General features: G+C 62.2%; 7 protein-coding genes. All 7 read right to left on the bottom strand.

The window, feature by feature from the left end:
* Nucleotides 1-12: 12 nt before the first annotated feature.
* A complete protein-coding gene (locus CJD35_RS18405; protein WP_478219206.1) occupies nucleotides 13-3,981 on the bottom strand; it encodes an FtsK/SpoIIIE domain-containing protein in 3,969 nt (1,322 codons plus the stop codon).
* Nucleotides 3,978-5,519, bottom strand: coding sequence for a methylation-associated defense system protein MAD7 family protein (locus CJD35_RS18400; RefSeq protein WP_095687367.1), 1,542 nt, complete (start codon nucleotides 5,517-5,519; stop codon nucleotides 3,978-3,980). Before CJD35_RS18400 ends, CJD35_RS18405 begins: the two co-directional genes overlap by 4 nt.
* Before the next feature lie 2 nt (nucleotides 5,520-5,521).
* Nucleotides 5,522-7,357: a hypothetical protein gene (locus tag CJD35_RS18395; protein WP_244917340.1), complete on the bottom strand. Its 1,836-nt coding sequence runs from the start codon at nucleotides 7,355-7,357 to the stop codon at nucleotides 5,522-5,524.
* Nucleotides 7,358-7,550: 193 nt separating this feature from the next.
* On the bottom strand, nucleotides 7,551-7,889 hold the full coding sequence (locus CJD35_RS23175; RefSeq protein ID WP_244917339.1) for a hypothetical protein: 339 nt from the start codon (nucleotides 7,887-7,889) through the stop codon (nucleotides 7,551-7,553).
* Between the two features lie 597 nt (nucleotides 7,890-8,486).
* The gene (locus CJD35_RS18385; protein WP_095687365.1) at nucleotides 8,487-8,708 is read right to left on the bottom strand and encodes a hypothetical protein; all 222 of its coding nucleotides are present in this window, start codon (nucleotides 8,706-8,708) and stop codon (nucleotides 8,487-8,489) included.
* A gap of 56 nt (nucleotides 8,709-8,764) precedes the next feature.
* Nucleotides 8,765-8,980, bottom strand: a complete 216-nt coding sequence (locus CJD35_RS18380; RefSeq protein ID WP_011950600.1) for a cold-shock protein — start codon at nucleotides 8,978-8,980, stop codon at nucleotides 8,765-8,767.
* Nucleotides 8,981-9,184: 204 nt separating this feature from the next.
* Entirely contained in the window at nucleotides 9,185-14,749 is a 5,565-nt protein-coding gene (locus tag CJD35_RS18375) for a protein NO VEIN domain-containing protein (protein ID WP_244917338.1), read from the bottom strand.
* Nucleotides 14,750-14,885 lie beyond the last annotated feature (136 nt).

The raw sequence follows: 14,885 nt of genomic DNA, 5'->3' as shown, positions 1-14,885 counted from the left end.
CGACCTGGGCCGCTATTGCCGCCTTGGGTTCGGCCGTGACGTCCTTAGTCCAGTCGACGCGGGGGCAGGGTCACGATAACTGGGACGATCCCAGCTATCTGCCTCACCAAGTCCAGCGCGGATTGGCTTTAGCGGCTGACCGCCTTCATAGGCCTTGAGAAGCTGCCGCAGGCCTTCGCGCGAGAAGGTCTCCTGGAGCCCCCCGCTCACGTCAGTGATGCGCTCCTGTTCTCCAAGCGAACTGCCATCGGTTGCCGGTCCCGTGATGAAAATGTGGGAATAGCCGCGTAAATCGATCGGTACACCACCTCGCCGGATGCCGTCCCGGACTTGCTCCAGCAAGTTGGCCTGACCCAGTGCGGCGGTGCCGTCGAGCAGGAGATCGGCAATGCGGGAAAGCCAGAGGTCGCGATCGAGTCGCCCCGGATCGCCGAACAGCGCGTCATCGATGCGCGCAACTGTCTGCCGTAATTGTTGCCGCGACTTCCGGCTCGCTTCGGCCGACCCGCTCTGCTCGACATACTTGGCTTCGGTAACGATTGCGCGGAGGCGCGGTGCTTCGCTCTCGCTTCCGACCAGGCACAAGCCCAGAATGTCGGCGATCCCCTCCTCGCGTTGCCCCAGCCACTCGGCATAGTCATCGAGCAGGAACCAGGCGACCGCAGGCTGGGCGCCGAGCTCCTCGGCAACGAGGGCACGGCTGAGAACCAGGCCAATAAGTTCCCCCGCGGACACGCCCCGTTTCGCGGCCCGCAGTACGATATCACCCGAAATAGAGTTGGCATCCTCGATAAGCCGTCGCGCCAGTTTCGAGAGACGATCCTCATCGAGACCTAGCGACAGTTCGTTCAGCCGACGACGCACCAGGACATTGAGAATGCGCAGCTCCGACGTGGAGGAAACCACCATGTTACGGCCATGGGTCCGCTGTCGCCGGTACCGGATGACATTGATCCCCTGCGCCGCAAGCTGCCGCTTGTCGAGAAGGTCGTCATAGGTCGCGACCCATTCGGCAAGCTCATGAACCTCGTCGAACATCGCCTTGAGGCCCGAATCCTGAAACGAAATCTGTCTTGCAGGGAGGTAATGCTCGTGGCTGCCATGGGCCTGGCGCCGGATCACATTGGCCACCGCATCGACATAGGCCCAGCCAGCATCGGGCTGACGCGGACAGGTGAGATAGACCGTTGCCTTCAGCTCATCTTCCGCCGTCACGCGCCGGTAGGACCAGCGGGCGGGCACGTGCTCTAGCAGGGATGGGTTCGTCTCCGCGGCGGGGACCGAAAACCACTGCTCCCGCGCCTGGCGCGACACTACGTCATGCAGGAATGCTACATCGATTTCGCGCGCGGCATTGCCGGGGCGGAGCGCGCCGCTGTCGAGCATTACGCCGATCCGCAGCTTGGACATGAAGTTGCGCGACGTCTCGCTCACCACAACGGCATCGGGATCGCCCTCCGATCGGTCGAGCAACTCGCCATAGACCCGCGAGAGGCGCGATCGATCGCGGTGACGGACGAGGACATTGCAATGCACCTCTTCCTGGTCCTGCACTGAACTCAGACTGTTTACGGTTGCGAGAGGAAGTCCGGCCGCATCGCAATTAAACAGCATGATGCTGAGATTTGAGCGTTCATGCGGCTGGAGGTCCAGATAGCGCTCCAGCAGCCCGCGGATTTGTCGTGAGGCCTCACCGGGATCGACGTCAGTCGTCGCCTCCGAAGGATCGCGCACCGGCCGCTCAAGCAGGCTGTAATCGTTGATCGTCCCCGTCTCGGCGAGCAGCACGGGCTCCGTCCCGTCATAACCTACCGCGATTTCGGGATAGAGCGGATGGGCAAGTTCATCGCGCAGATCAGAGAAGAACAGGCGAGAATCTCCGAAATTCACGTCCACATCGGAAAGGAGATAGTCCGCCAGACCTGCCACCGAGCGCATTCGGATCGCTCCCGCGGCAAGCCGGAGCGGATGCCAGGGCGCCACGATCGCGGAAGGTGCGCTTCCGGTCACCGGGATCACACCCAAGCTCAGGACCGGCTCCCACAGATCACGACGATTGAGATCGCCTGGCGCGTGAAGCGCAAGCGTGCGCAGCAGACTGCCGAACGCTTCGGCCTGTGCCAGGAATATGGGCGAGGCAAAGCCCGATACCTGCAAGGCGGCAATGGCCTCGATATATTTTCCGACAAACTCAGACCATGCGGCCTCGATCGCGGCGATACCTGCCGGATCAATGCGCCCCCCCTGCCCCGCGAGCTTGAGCGCCTTGGGAAAGGCCCTGGCTAGATCCTCGCCGAGAGTGGTGCGGGGAATGAGCGACCCCGCGTCCTGCCCAAAGGCAGGTTGGAGTGTGCCCACATCTCCAAGCGAGACCGATTGCAGAGCACCCTTACGGCTGACCGGCAAACGCGCTACGCTGCTGCGGGTCAGCGGGCGCTTAACGAGACGACCTAGATCCTTGGGCAACTCCAGTCCGATCGCATTGGGCTGCGCAATCCAGATCAGCTGAACGGTCGCCCGCTCCGATCCGCATTCAAGGATGACGTCGAACTTGATCTGTAGCGCCGCCCGCGAGGTGGACTCATTGCGCCGATACTTCTTGCGCTTTTTCGCGCGGTCGAGAAGTTCCTCATAGTCGAAGAGATAGGGCACTTCCCATTCGACCGCGGTTCCAGTCAGCGCCGGTAGTCCGCGATAGCGAAGGCCGAAAGCGAGCCCCACGTCGGCATTGATATCGAGGAGCTGCGAACGGCTTTTTCGCGCGGCGCGAATCTTGAGGGTGCGTTTGCCCGCTGCGAGGTTCACCTGCCCAAACAGGCGCTCGAAAGCGCGTAGCAAGCCCTCAAGGAAATCGTTGCACTCGATTGGGCGCCCAAAGATGAAACGTTCCCACTTGACCCGCAGCGCCTTGTCCTGGCCCAGATCGTCGCGATGCGCCTCGAAGAAGTCGCGATCATCATCGCGCGTTTCCTTGAGTGAGCGCCCCTTCAGCGCCTCGAGATAGTCGAGGTCGGATAGGCTCAGCCTATCGGGCAGCGTGAATTCGAAAAAGGCCAGCGTTTCCTGCGGCAGGGTGGTCTTCTTGAGCTTGATGCCCGAAAATAGCTGGAGGACACTCTGGGATTCCCATTCGAATTGCGACAGCGCATCGGCGGCCTCGTTCCAACCCGGCGTGGAGCCTATGAAGTCCTCGATCGCGCTATGAACCTCGGCCGGAATATCTTCCTGCACAGCCTCGAACTGCGACCGCAACTCATCGCTCTCAATAATCTGGCGATTGGGCTTCTGCTTGGCGAGGAGCGGTTTTCGATCCGATACGAGCTTTTCAAACAGGCGCTTCCAGCGTCGCGACTGCTCAAGCTCCTTGTCGCGGATCGCGAGAAAATAGCCACTGTCGCGCGGCAGGTGCAGCGCGGGTAAAGCCCATCCCAAGGCGTCCGGAACCGCGGCCGATTCTGCCGCGATCCGCTCGCGTGTCAGAGCCACATAATTCGAGATCTGATGGAGCGTCCAATCGTCGGCCGCATTCAGACCTTTAAGAGCGGCTTTCCACGCGCCGATCTGGCTGTCGGGAAGCCCAAGCCCGGCGGCAGCGGCCTCCACCCACGGCTCCGCGTCCTCGGTCAGCTGCTTTGCGCCGATGAGCGTCACGTCGCCGAGCGATGCGCCCTGGTCGTCGTCAGTGTTCGCGATGAGAAGAGCTGGACGATCGCAATCCGCATGGCGGATCGCGACCGTGCGTTCGTCGGTCACGACGTGAGCCGGAAGCTCAAAGTTGCCGATCAAAGTACGCGGCAATGCAATCTTGAGCAGGGCATCGGTCGCAGAATCCTCAAGGAGTGCGCGCGTGATCGCCGCGACCTGCTCTCCCGTCAGGCGGTCCAGAAGATAGCGCGCGACGCCCTCGGCATCGGCAAGATTGGCAAGGCGCTGGCGAATTGAGGCGGCGCCAGCGGCACCGATAAGATCTGATGGAGTCACGCGGCTTGGGCTCGCTGAAACGGGTTTTCGACATAGGCGCAAGAATCGGAGAGACGCTTCAGCAGCCCGAGGCTAGCAAGGCGCTCCTCCAGGCGCCGGGCATTATCGGAGAAATCCTCCTGATCGGCATCACCGCTTTCGATAAAGGTACGCGCTTGGGCGTCGCCGATGACGATCCCGTAGCGATCGTGCAAAAGCGCCAGAAAATCTCTGAATTCCAAGCGCTTTTCGACACAGCAGGCGACCAATGTCTTAAGCAGCCGATCGGTGGGCGCATAACGCACACGCCGGCTAGACCGCCGCGATGACAGCCCTATCGCTCTTGCCCAGCTCATATGGATCTTACCGATGTGCTGCTTGTGACGGCTGATCCCCTTGTCGGCGAGCTGGTTGATGAGGGCCTGTGGGTCTGTTGCCGCTTCCTCTTCCTCAGTATCAGGCCAGCCGAAATTCTTCTTCAGAATGTCCGCGGCGAACAGGACAGGTTCATCGGAGCGAAGCGCCCTCGCCCATTCCTCAGTCTCTCCAACGCGCCTCACGAAGCGCTCCACCGCCTGCTGGGGAAGTCCATTGTTGCGTTGATAGGAATCGGCCGAAAGATCCCGCACCACCGACTTCTTCGGCGATACGATTTCGCAGACCAGTTGCACCGGCTCATTTTCCAACACCTCACGCGCACGCTCGAGTTGGTAAAGGATGAGGTTCAGGCCCGTCATCGTCACGAGATGCGGGATGGCGTCATAGGCCGGAATCGGCAGTTGAAGGATGGCGAGCCAATCTTCGGCCAGACGGTCGAACAGGCTATGGCTTGAACAGGGAAGATAGGCCCCCGCTCGCTCGACCTTGGAGAAATGGGGCTCGCCCTGCAGGGCGGCCGCCATCCGATCATAAGGTGCGGGATTTTCCAGAAAGCGCGAGATTAGCAGGCCCCGCAGCGCATCGGCATCCCTGCTCCTACAGAGCATGAGGTAGAGCAACTCGCCTGTTCGGGCGAAAAAGCGTCGATCGTTTGATACGCCCCCGCGAGGATTGACGTTGGCGTCCTCATAGAGCGCGTTCGGCCCAAACGGGAAAACGAATTTCGAGCTCCAACGCTTGTTGCTCGATCCTTCGATCGCCGATCCCTGCAGGAAGCTGATCACCGCTGCGAAGTCTTGGAAAGTCTCGAAGCGGTCGCGAAGATAGGAGAAATCCCGCTCTTCGATACCGCCTGCGGTCTCAGCCATCTTAGTGAGCCAAATACTCCAGGCGGCATCGTCAGCGCGATCCTCGGCCAGAACGGTCATGATGTGCGGATTGTTGAAAACAAGGTTACGCAGCCGTAGCTGAAGCTGCGGTCGATAGGACAGGCTGTTGAGCGCGTCCTCACGCAACGCTCGTCCCGCTCGGTGCTCGGCAAGCAGCACCGTCATGAACTCAAGAAAGGTCAGCCACGGGGTCTGCTCATCGTACAAACGATGTCCCCAGATAGCCTCGTCGATCCAGAAATCGGGGCCGGTGCGATCATCAAAACTCGTCGGGCGGGCAAGAATTTCCATTGTTAAACCCGCACGATTACGCGGCGCGCCACCGCGCGTCCGTCGTTGCCAAGATCAATAAAGCGGAGCATCAACTCTCCATCCACAATCTCGTCGCCATCGAGCTTCCGGCGGTTCTCGGTCTCCCGCAGAAGCCGCGCCTTGAAGGCCAGGAGGTCTTCATGGCATTCTAGCGAAAAGCTGCTGGGCAGCGCGCCTTCGGCGACGCGGCCGAGAAATTCGAACCGTGTCGGCGAGAGTGCGAGGGTGACGAGAGGAATGTCCGACCCGCGGACCAACCGTACCGACACAGAGAAGCCGCCTGTCCCGTCGCTCACTATGGCGACTTCCTCACCGCCCTGCCGCGGGACGGAGATAAGTTCATCGAGAAGGGGGCTGCGCTTGGACTGGGAATAACTGCCAGAGGTGGCGAGAACCAGCTCGTCCTGGTTCTGGACGAGCATCCCGGTAAAGATACGGTTGAGGCCCCGCACTATCATCGTGATGGCCTGCCGGGGGACCGGTTGCTTGGCTGCAAGTTTCTCCGCCACCTCGAGATAGAGGCCGGCGTATCGGAAGACCGTCAAATCCCACAGGTCATAATCGACTGCGAGTTCATCGGGCAAGGTGAAGAAGAGCCGCTGGCGCTGGGATCTCAGGCTCGCCAGAAACGCCGTGCGATCTGTTGTTTCGACCCCTTCGAGATAGGCACGCTGCGCTGCCGAATAGGCCGGGGTCGCCCCGTAGATGGGATCGACAAGAACCAGCCGCTCGTAATCTCCCCGATAGGCAGGATCGTCCGCACCGTAGACTAACAGATTGTCGACACGGTTACTTGTCTCGGCGCCGATCCCGAAGACATTGAGCTTGCGGAAGAGTTCGGTTTTCTCCGCTTTGCTCGGCCTCAGGTTTTCGCCAAAGATATTCCGGTAGATGCTCGCGAGATCAGTTCTGCCTTCCTGGACGATCCGCGGCACCTCCGCGCAACTCATCAATCCATCGCGCGCATCGGGATGGCCTAGCAGGCTATTGGCAATGAGGGCGAGGAGCTGGCGCACGGGAAAGTGGTTTCCATTGCGCTCGCTCAATTCGATGAGCGCCGCGATGCGGCGCTTAAAGGCGTCTCCCTCGCCCTCCCCTATCAGACGCCGCCGGTTCTCGTAGATCGGACAGATGGCATCGCCCGCATTGGCGGCACAACTACCGCACCCGTCCCAACCATCATGCTGCGTGACTTCATCAATGATGGTCATCACCGTTTCAGCGGCAGGCGATCGGCTGAGATCGTCAAGGTCGATGGCGATAGCCGAATCCGGATTATTGCCCGTGACAAGGAGTTCCTCGATAACGGTGGTAACCCGCTCGATCTCATCTGTTGGCGGCGCGGACTTGAGCTTTTCCAGGAGCTGGCCGTGGTTAGCCGCCAGAAGATAGAAGGTCGAAGTTGCGGGATTCGCCACGTCACGCGCGAAGTCGGCGATCAAGCCGGCACTTTCCTCGTCGCGCAGTTCGCTGAGGTCCTTAACGATGACAAGGGAGCGACTGCCTATCGCCAGCGTCTGGATCTTTGCGCCTTCGTTCCAGACTGCGGGATCCCCACCGAGCGCGGTCCACACCTCACGGCAATGATAAGTTTTTCCGTCGCCTGCCGTCCCAGTGATGATGTGCGAGGCGGGCATCTCCGCCCGGAAGTTCTCCACTAAACGCTTCACCAGAGGAGCCGGCAGCGTGATAGGCACGATCTTATGTCGCTTCAACGCGCGCTGAATCGATTCATCGTACATATTATCGTTGGTTGGGATCGGGCCGTAGTTGCGTAAAAAACGCACCCAAGCCGCTGCAGTCGCATGAATTGACAAATTTCCCCCCTCTGCCGACCTGTTGCTTCTACTGAAAGGGCGCGCACGATCAATGGAAAGTGCCGAGCTACGCGAGAGAATTGTCAGGAATTCTGGGATATAATTTAACGCGCGCACAAGAACCTGGGCGGCACAGGCTGATCGCAATAGACCTCTACGGCGGCGGACGCTCCGTCCTACTCGCGCCTTCTGTCTAAGCGGGCCCCGCCGGACTACCGGGCTGAGCCTCTGCCACATCCCGCACCATGCTCGCCCAATAAGCTAGAACCATCCCTTCATCATTGGCACTCTCCGAAGTGGCGACCGCGTAAATGCCCAGAAGGCGCGAAAATTCGTCCAATGACACATCACCGCCGCGCCCGATCATTGTAGCAACGAGGGCAAGCGCACCGCCCATGGCGCGGATCACCGGGATATGGGAGCGCAGCCTCGACTCCCCGCCATCATCCATCGGCCCTTCAGGCAGGATGTCCAAGGCGTGCTGCAGATAGGCGGCCGCAGTGCTCTCACCGCTCTCATCCAGTATAGCCAAAGCCTGACGTATGAGTGACGCGGCGCGCGAGTGCGAAGTCGGTTCAGTCGCCACAAGCTCGTCCCACTGGAACGTCAGTATCCGCTGTTTTTCTCATTTCCGCCCCCCGATGATATGGTCAAACATTCTCCGCTTTGCGTAGGTCGATCTGCCGCAGACAGCCGACAGCACGCTGCCTGGTAGGGAAGCGTGCAGCCCGGAAACCGGGCATTGGAAACCTGATGTGAGTCAGGCGCGAACGCCTTTGGGCCAGGCCTTGGACATACGCGTCCGCTGCCCGGTAGCCTAAGCTCGCCGGCTCTCACATAAGAAGGTTTCCACGCCTCCATCCGCGTCTCCGCAGACCGTATCGTCATAGGGGAGAATTGCGGACTAAAGCAATGTGGTACTGCCAATCCGGCGCTAACTGATCAATCGCAGGCAAGCAGGTATCAGCCAGTGGGCCGGCAGACGATCTCTTCGAAGCAAATTGGCTGCTCGTGGCTGCCAGGCCCTATCATCCGCCATTGCAACCGCCTCTCTGAAGGCAATCGTTACGCGGATGGGGAAGCAAGGGAAGGGCTGGCTTGCAAAACGGGGCGGGCGCCAGGCGGCCAGCTATTGCAATAGAGGCGAGCCGAGCGCGACCAATCGGTCCGCCGCAGTGGAGACCTCGCGCTCCGCTCGGCGCTTGGCGGTATGTTCGTGCTGAAGCGCCATGGTCTCGAAGGCCGCGACGGATCTCAGAGCGCGGTCGCGGGCATTGCTGAGGGTCGCCGCGTCAGCTTCGGCCTGGGCGCGGGCCGCCAGCCCGCGATAATGCTCGGCGTCATTCGCCATGGACAATCCTTTCGAATAAAAAAAAGGGCGGCACTTCATGCCGCCCTCCTTGTGTCTCAGTCCTGCGTTTGCAGGTTGACCGCGCTGGTCTTGCCGCGGCGGTCGGTTTCCAGTTCATAGCTGAGCCGCTGGTTCTGGTTGAGCGTGTTAAAGCCTGCGCGCTCGACTGCCGAGATGTGGACGAACGCATCCTGTCCGCCGGTTTCGGGGGCGATGAAGCCATAACCCTTGTCGGCGTTGAAGAATTTGACGGTGCCAGTGATGGTGCTCATGTAAGATATCCTTCTAGGATCGGGCTCCCGGAGATCGGGAACCCTCGTGCTGCGAGGGGCAGGGAAAGAAGGAAGAGCAGAGCCGCAAAGCACCGAAAGACCGTCTATTTGCGACTGTAGCAGGCAAGATATGGGGCCTGATCACGCAAAAACAAGCCCGCCATTCCCGACGACGAACAGGCGGCGCAGAACCCGCTCGCTGTCCTAGCGGCGGCGGCGGTCGAACGTGTAGCGAATGCTATCGCCCGCGATGTTCACCACGCCGTCAGCCTCAGGGCCGAGCGGATTGGGCAGGATATCGATGGTCGTGGCGCCGGTTTGCCCCACATTAGCCACATAGGCGATCACATAGCGGTCAGCCGCTCGAGAGCGGGCAATGTCTCGCGCCCACCGTACCTCGGTCTCTCCCATCTCAAACTGGCAAGGATCTTCGGTGCTCGCCTTCACCTCGATATACCAGACTTGCTTGTTGAAGCTGATCCGGAAATCATAGCCAAGATTGTCCCGTCCTTCCTTGCCAACGAACGGCCCGGAATTACCCGACACCCAGCATCGGTCGATATCCTGACCAGGTTGCCGAGCCTTCAGCCAGTGATAGACCGTAAGCTCGCCCAGCCGGCCGATCATATCCTTCTTCTCTTGCGGTATTCCGCTATAGGCGCCGCCACTGCCCCCGCCGCCGGATCCCGATCCCCGGCGCCAGCCGCGTCCGCCTCCCCCGGCGGCCAGCTGTGCAAAGCTGCCGATCGGCCGGTTCAGAAGCTTCTTTGACAGGCTGCCGGCCAGCTCGGCGGAAAGACTGAGCCAGTCCACCTCGAGCGGATCGCGCAGCGTCCCATTGAGCCGCACCGATCGCGCTTCGCGACTGCGTCTCTCCCGCTCCTCCCTCGCCTTTTGCGCCGCCGCTTCAATGTCGGTTTCAGGAACGCCGAGCACAGCGCGATCAAGGCTGTGCTTCATGCCGGAGGGCCAGGCGCCGAGCTTCTCCAGCCATATCAGGAGCTCGGCTTCATCCCACAGGCGGCAGTCGAACGCGCCTGCATCGTCGAGCCGGCGGCGAAGCTCCGTCTCCACCTGCCCGGCGTCGCGCCACAGATCACCCACCGAAACTGAATGCTGCACACCCCAGGCGCGCACGAGCGGCGGCGCTGTACGAGCGACCTGACGCAGGATAGTGGCGTTGCCGGTGCGAACGGCCGCGAGATCGCCCAGCCCTTCCGGATTCGTGCCGATTGCCGGCGCGCCCGTCGCCGCCAACCATGCCGCAACATGACCGGCCAGGAGCGGCTCGGGTATCCGCTCATATCGCAGGAGCCAATCGGGATTGGGCTTGAGGGCCCCCAAGGCTTCGATGGCCGCCTTGTACCTCGGGTCAGGCGTGAACGCGAGCAGCGTCGGCGCTGTCAGATTGCGAAGCGCGTCGACGATCAGAATGCGATTGTCCGCCACGTAGAAGTCGAGCTGTTGCTGCTGTCCCTCCGGGTCGATGTCCGGCTCGCTCCCCGTTGCGATCAGGCTGGCATTGAAACTCTCGAACTCCAGGCCCAGCCGTTCGCGCAACTCCCCAGTCGAAAGCGAAGCCCGAGCCGCCGCCACGATCTCTTCCACGCTGCTCACCGCCGGCAACAGGGATCGCAACTGCTCGGTTGCTACGCCCGCATCCTCCAGCGCGGCAGCCTCGTCTTGCATCCAGGTCTCGAATGCGCTTTCCCCGCCATGGTAGAAGACCACCGCACGAAACCATGGTGCCAACCGGTCCAGCCTTTCACCCAGCGCGTCGCGCGCGGCTTCGCCCGCCTGTTCGGTGAGTTCCAGCGCGCGGCACAGACGCAGCAGGTCTCCTTGACCTGAAGGCTGATCGTCGACCGCCACATCATCGAGCAACAGCTGGCGAGCCAGCAGCTTCATATGCGGGACAACGGCCGGATGCCGGATAGCCTCGCCGATCGCCGGCAACGCCGCTTCGATCTTGGCCCAGTCGAGCGGGCCGGTTCCCATGACGACAAGCAGTGGCTCGCCCTCGGCCCGCTCGAACTGATAGGCTCCGCGCGCAGTGGGCGGTGTTACATCCTGGCCGTTGAGCAAGAAGCGAAGCGCAGCGGTCTGATGAAGCTCGAGCCGATCCAGCGTTTGCAAAATGGCGGCACGGTCCGCCGGCAAGCGATTGAGATCGACACTGTCGAGGGCCTCGAGCGCCACAGCGAGCATCAAGCGGAGCCAGGGGCAGCAGCTTACCAACTTGGGGCCCAGGCTAAGCTCTTCGAGAGGCGATCCATCGACCTCGATCGCGTAGGCGAGCTGCGAGGTTCGCCGCACACCGTTGCCGTACAGCTTGTGAAGGAGCACGCCCAGGCGCTCCGGCTCGGCCCCGCGAACGTCGAGCAGCGGATCGCCAAGCACCTCGACCAGGCTCGTCGCGATCAGATCCGTGCTGTCTCGAACATAGATTGTCTCGGCGGCACCGGCCCCCAATGTCGCGACGCCAAGCTGGCCGCGCCTGCGCACCAACAGCGTCGCGGGCGGCTTGCCCGGCGGCACGGCAGCATCTTGCGCCCCATGTCTCTCGGCAAGCCGGGCCCAGCAGCGCGCATAGATGTTGATGAGTTCGCGCTCATGAAACCGGCGGACGCAGCCTTGGGCGAATTGTTCGGCCAGAAAGCCTGCCTGTTCGAGCAACGTGTCGGTCGCATTGAAGGTCTTGAGCCCGGCATGCTTACGAAGGGTATCGGCGACGGCGTCGGGCGTTCGGTCCAGCGCCCGGGCGAGCTTGTAGGACAAGCGGCGAAGGAACGGCGGAAAGCGATCACTTCCGCGCGGAAGCCAGACCTTGGAACCTTCGTGCCGCGACCGCTTCAGGCCATCGGCGCCCGGCTCTTCGCAGGGCAGCCATGCCGTCGATCGCAGAAAAGCCGCTAGCGGCGTGGGCCAATCGCGATTGTCCGAGCGATGATTGTATCGATGCTTGACCGACATCCAGAGATGCCGGTGCGCTGCACGCCCGATCCAGGCAAGAATGAGCTTGGCATAGGCGTCGAGCGCCTCGTCGCTGAAGGCCTCGACATCTGCTTGCCCTGGCATCCACCATAGCGCCCCGACATCATAATCGGTCGATGTCGGCAGCCCAACCGAAACTCCCGGCCGGGTCGCGATGTCCTTTTTCAACAGAGATCCGAAACTGTCCGGGAGACCGAGGTCCTTGAGGAAATCGAAGCTCGTCACCCGTCCGGCGCTGACATAATGCTGAAGCTCCTTCGTCCGCGGCTCGAGGCCTCGCTGCACTCCAATTCCGATCAGAAAATCCGTCCAATCGTCCACGAACCGCGTTCCAAACACGGCGGCGGACGGCGCGGCCAGCCGGCGGGCACGCACCTCGGCCAGATCGGCGGATCCCGCAGGCGCGAGCTCGAGAAATTGCTGCAGGTCATAGCCAAGGGTGCGGTCGGGCCAGGCCGAGGAGAAGACCGCCTCCGACGCGCGGATGAATTCGCCATCGATCGTCGGCACGAAGAGGCGATAAGCGGAAGACAGCGTGACAGCTCGCATGATCGCAACCGAGCGGCGCCAGATGGCAAAGGCCCAGCGCAGTCCCGCTGCCCTGACCTTCTTCGTCTCGTCCCGCTCGAGAATCTGCGAAATGCGGGTGAGCAGCGCCTCGCTTTCGAATGCCGTCGCCAGATCCTTCTCCAGGAACTGACGAGCGGCGGCGAGCTCGCCATACCAGGGCAGTCTGTCGTGCAGGAAGGCGAAGAATTCGCGCAGCGGGGCTGGCGGATAGAAATCCTCGCCAATGCTGTCTTCGGCATCGCCGCGCCTTGGCGGCACAAACACCGAAGCTTCGCGCGGCGCGCGGCGCGTCCGGCGCTTGGGCGTCTCCCCCCGCGACGGCTCGGGTCGCGCTTGCGATCGCGTGGCGCGCAGCGAGCCATCCTGGCAAATCAGAATCGCCTTGCCCGCCAGTGCCGAGGCATCGCCTCCCATGAAGTCGGACAGGTCGCGATAAAAGGCGGTCCAGCGCGCCCAATCAGGCCTGCGCGGCTTCGCGATCGCCCTCGCCAGCCCCTCGACAATGATGGCCCGCTCCGATGCGGTCATGCGATCCCTGAAATGGCCGCCGGCATGGCTGCGCAGAAACAGCGCCAACTTCTCGCTGCGCTGCTCGCCAAGCCCCGGCCAGAAGGGCGCGAGGTCTGCGGACTTCCCGTGTCGCGCGATCACGTCGAGCGAGAAGGACGTGTCGGCGCCCTGCACACGGCGCGAGCCCGCCGGACTGACAAAGGCAACCGGCCCGAAGGGGGGCCGGGCGAGCGCATCCCCGGTCCAATCGGCCAGGCATGGAACGAAGTCCGCCTCCGCCAGCGAGGATGCCCCCCACTGCCGAACAATCGCAGCGGTCATCGCGGTGCCGAGGTCAATCGCCTCCTCGCCCTCGCCATCACTCTCGCCCTGCAGCAGGCTGGTCGGCGTATTCCAGAGCAAGAGGTCGACAGCCGCCCGCACAGCGGTGAGGACCGGGACCTTCGCCTCCAATTGCGCAGAGCCACGTCGCTGCAGCCAGGCCGCCGTCGCGGACGCTAGCTTTACCGCATGATCGAGCACCAGGGCATTGACCCGCACAGCAGGGTCGAGGCTCGTCCGGTTCGAACTCGGAAAAAAGCTGCCGTGCAAATGGCCGCGGAACGGAGACGTGGCGCCGCGCCCCATTGGCAAGAAGGTGTAAAGACGAGGGTGAAAGTCCGGCATCGTCTCGCCGATAGGGACAGCAACCGCTACCTCGCCGCTGCCTTTCCACCCCTTCCAGCTCTCCGGCAGTGCGCCACTTTCAAGGCCCTCTGCAACCGCCGCCTGCATGTCGCTCTCGGGGATTTCCGCCCGGGCGACCCAGAAGGAGCCGTTTTCGCCCAAATCGACCAAAGCTGGACCTTGATCGTCTTCGAGCGGCGTCTCGCTCCGGGAGAGTTTCAGGTTGAGCGCATCCTCCTTGATCCGGTCACCCTGGATTTCTGCGCGCAGCGTCGCAATTCGGCGCAGGAACAGCAGCATCGGCGCTTCGGCCTTGGCCAGGCTCAATATCTCGGCGCGAACCACATCGAGGGCAGCCTGGTTGCGCAGCGGCAATCGGATCACGCTCGAAAATCCCTTGCGCGCGAATTCCTTCACCGTGTCCGGCGTCCGGTCCAGCCAGCGAGGGATGTAAAAGGCTGGAAGGTCGGTGCGCGCGAGCGCCCGCGTGGCCTCGTCGGGAAGCAGCGGATCAAGTTCGCTGCCGCGGGCGAAGGTGAAGCGATAGCCGTCGAAGAGATCGCCCGGACTGTCCTCGGTCAGGCGCGAATAGATTTGCGGAATATCGCTGACGTGCCGGACACTGCGAAAGCCGAGGCCCTTGTTGCCGACCGCCTCGCCCGGCGGCTTGCTCGACAAACCCATTTCGCAAAGCGCGTCGACATTCCTGGACGCAAAAGGTTGCCCTCGATTGGCGACGTAAAGCGTGCCGCTGTCGCCTTCATCACCCGCGAGCAGGACAGCGATCTCCCCATCCCGTCGCGCCCGGTCATGGGCGTCGTGCCCGTTCTGAATGAGTTCGATCAGGAAGCGGCCGTGATAGTCCGCGATAATGTGCTGGGAAAGGCTCTGGTTCTGCTTGTGGACGGGGTCGTAATAGACGCCGTCCTCGTCGATCGTTCCGCAGAAACCCTTGATCTTCCGGCTTGCGATGCGCTCGATATGGGCGCGCGGCGGCAACGCCGCCAAAAGACTGGCGCGCTCGGACAAGGCAGCTGGGCTGCGGTCTGGGTCACTTACGGTTGCGATCGGCTTTCCCCCTCCGCGCACGTTGCCCATGCGCTGTGCCGCACGCAAGGCCAGCGAGCGGCATCTCGGCGGATGGCTTGGCATCGGGTTTGACTTG

Origin of the sequence: Sphingobium xenophagum (assembly GCF_002288285.1) — a bacterium.
Classification (GTDB): Bacteria; Pseudomonadota; Alphaproteobacteria; order Sphingomonadales; family Sphingomonadaceae; genus Sphingobium; species Sphingobium xenophagum.
The sequence above is the reverse complement of the archived record's forward strand: the minus strand, read 5'-3'. Positions and strand labels throughout refer to the sequence as shown.

What these genes read in the sequence shown, in the direction of transcription:
- CJD35_RS18385 (WP_095687365.1), bottom strand. Translation starts at nt 8,708, where the DNA reads ATGGCGAATGACGCCGAGCATTATCGCGGGCTGGCGGCCCGCGCCCAG.
- CJD35_RS18380 (WP_011950600.1), bottom strand. Translation starts at nt 8,980, where the DNA reads ATGAGCACCATCACTGGCACCGTCAAATTCTTCAACGCCGACAAGGGT.
- CJD35_RS18400 (WP_095687367.1), bottom strand. Translation starts at nt 5,519, where the DNA reads ATGGAAATTCTTGCCCGCCCGACGAGTTTTGATGATCGCACCGGCCCC.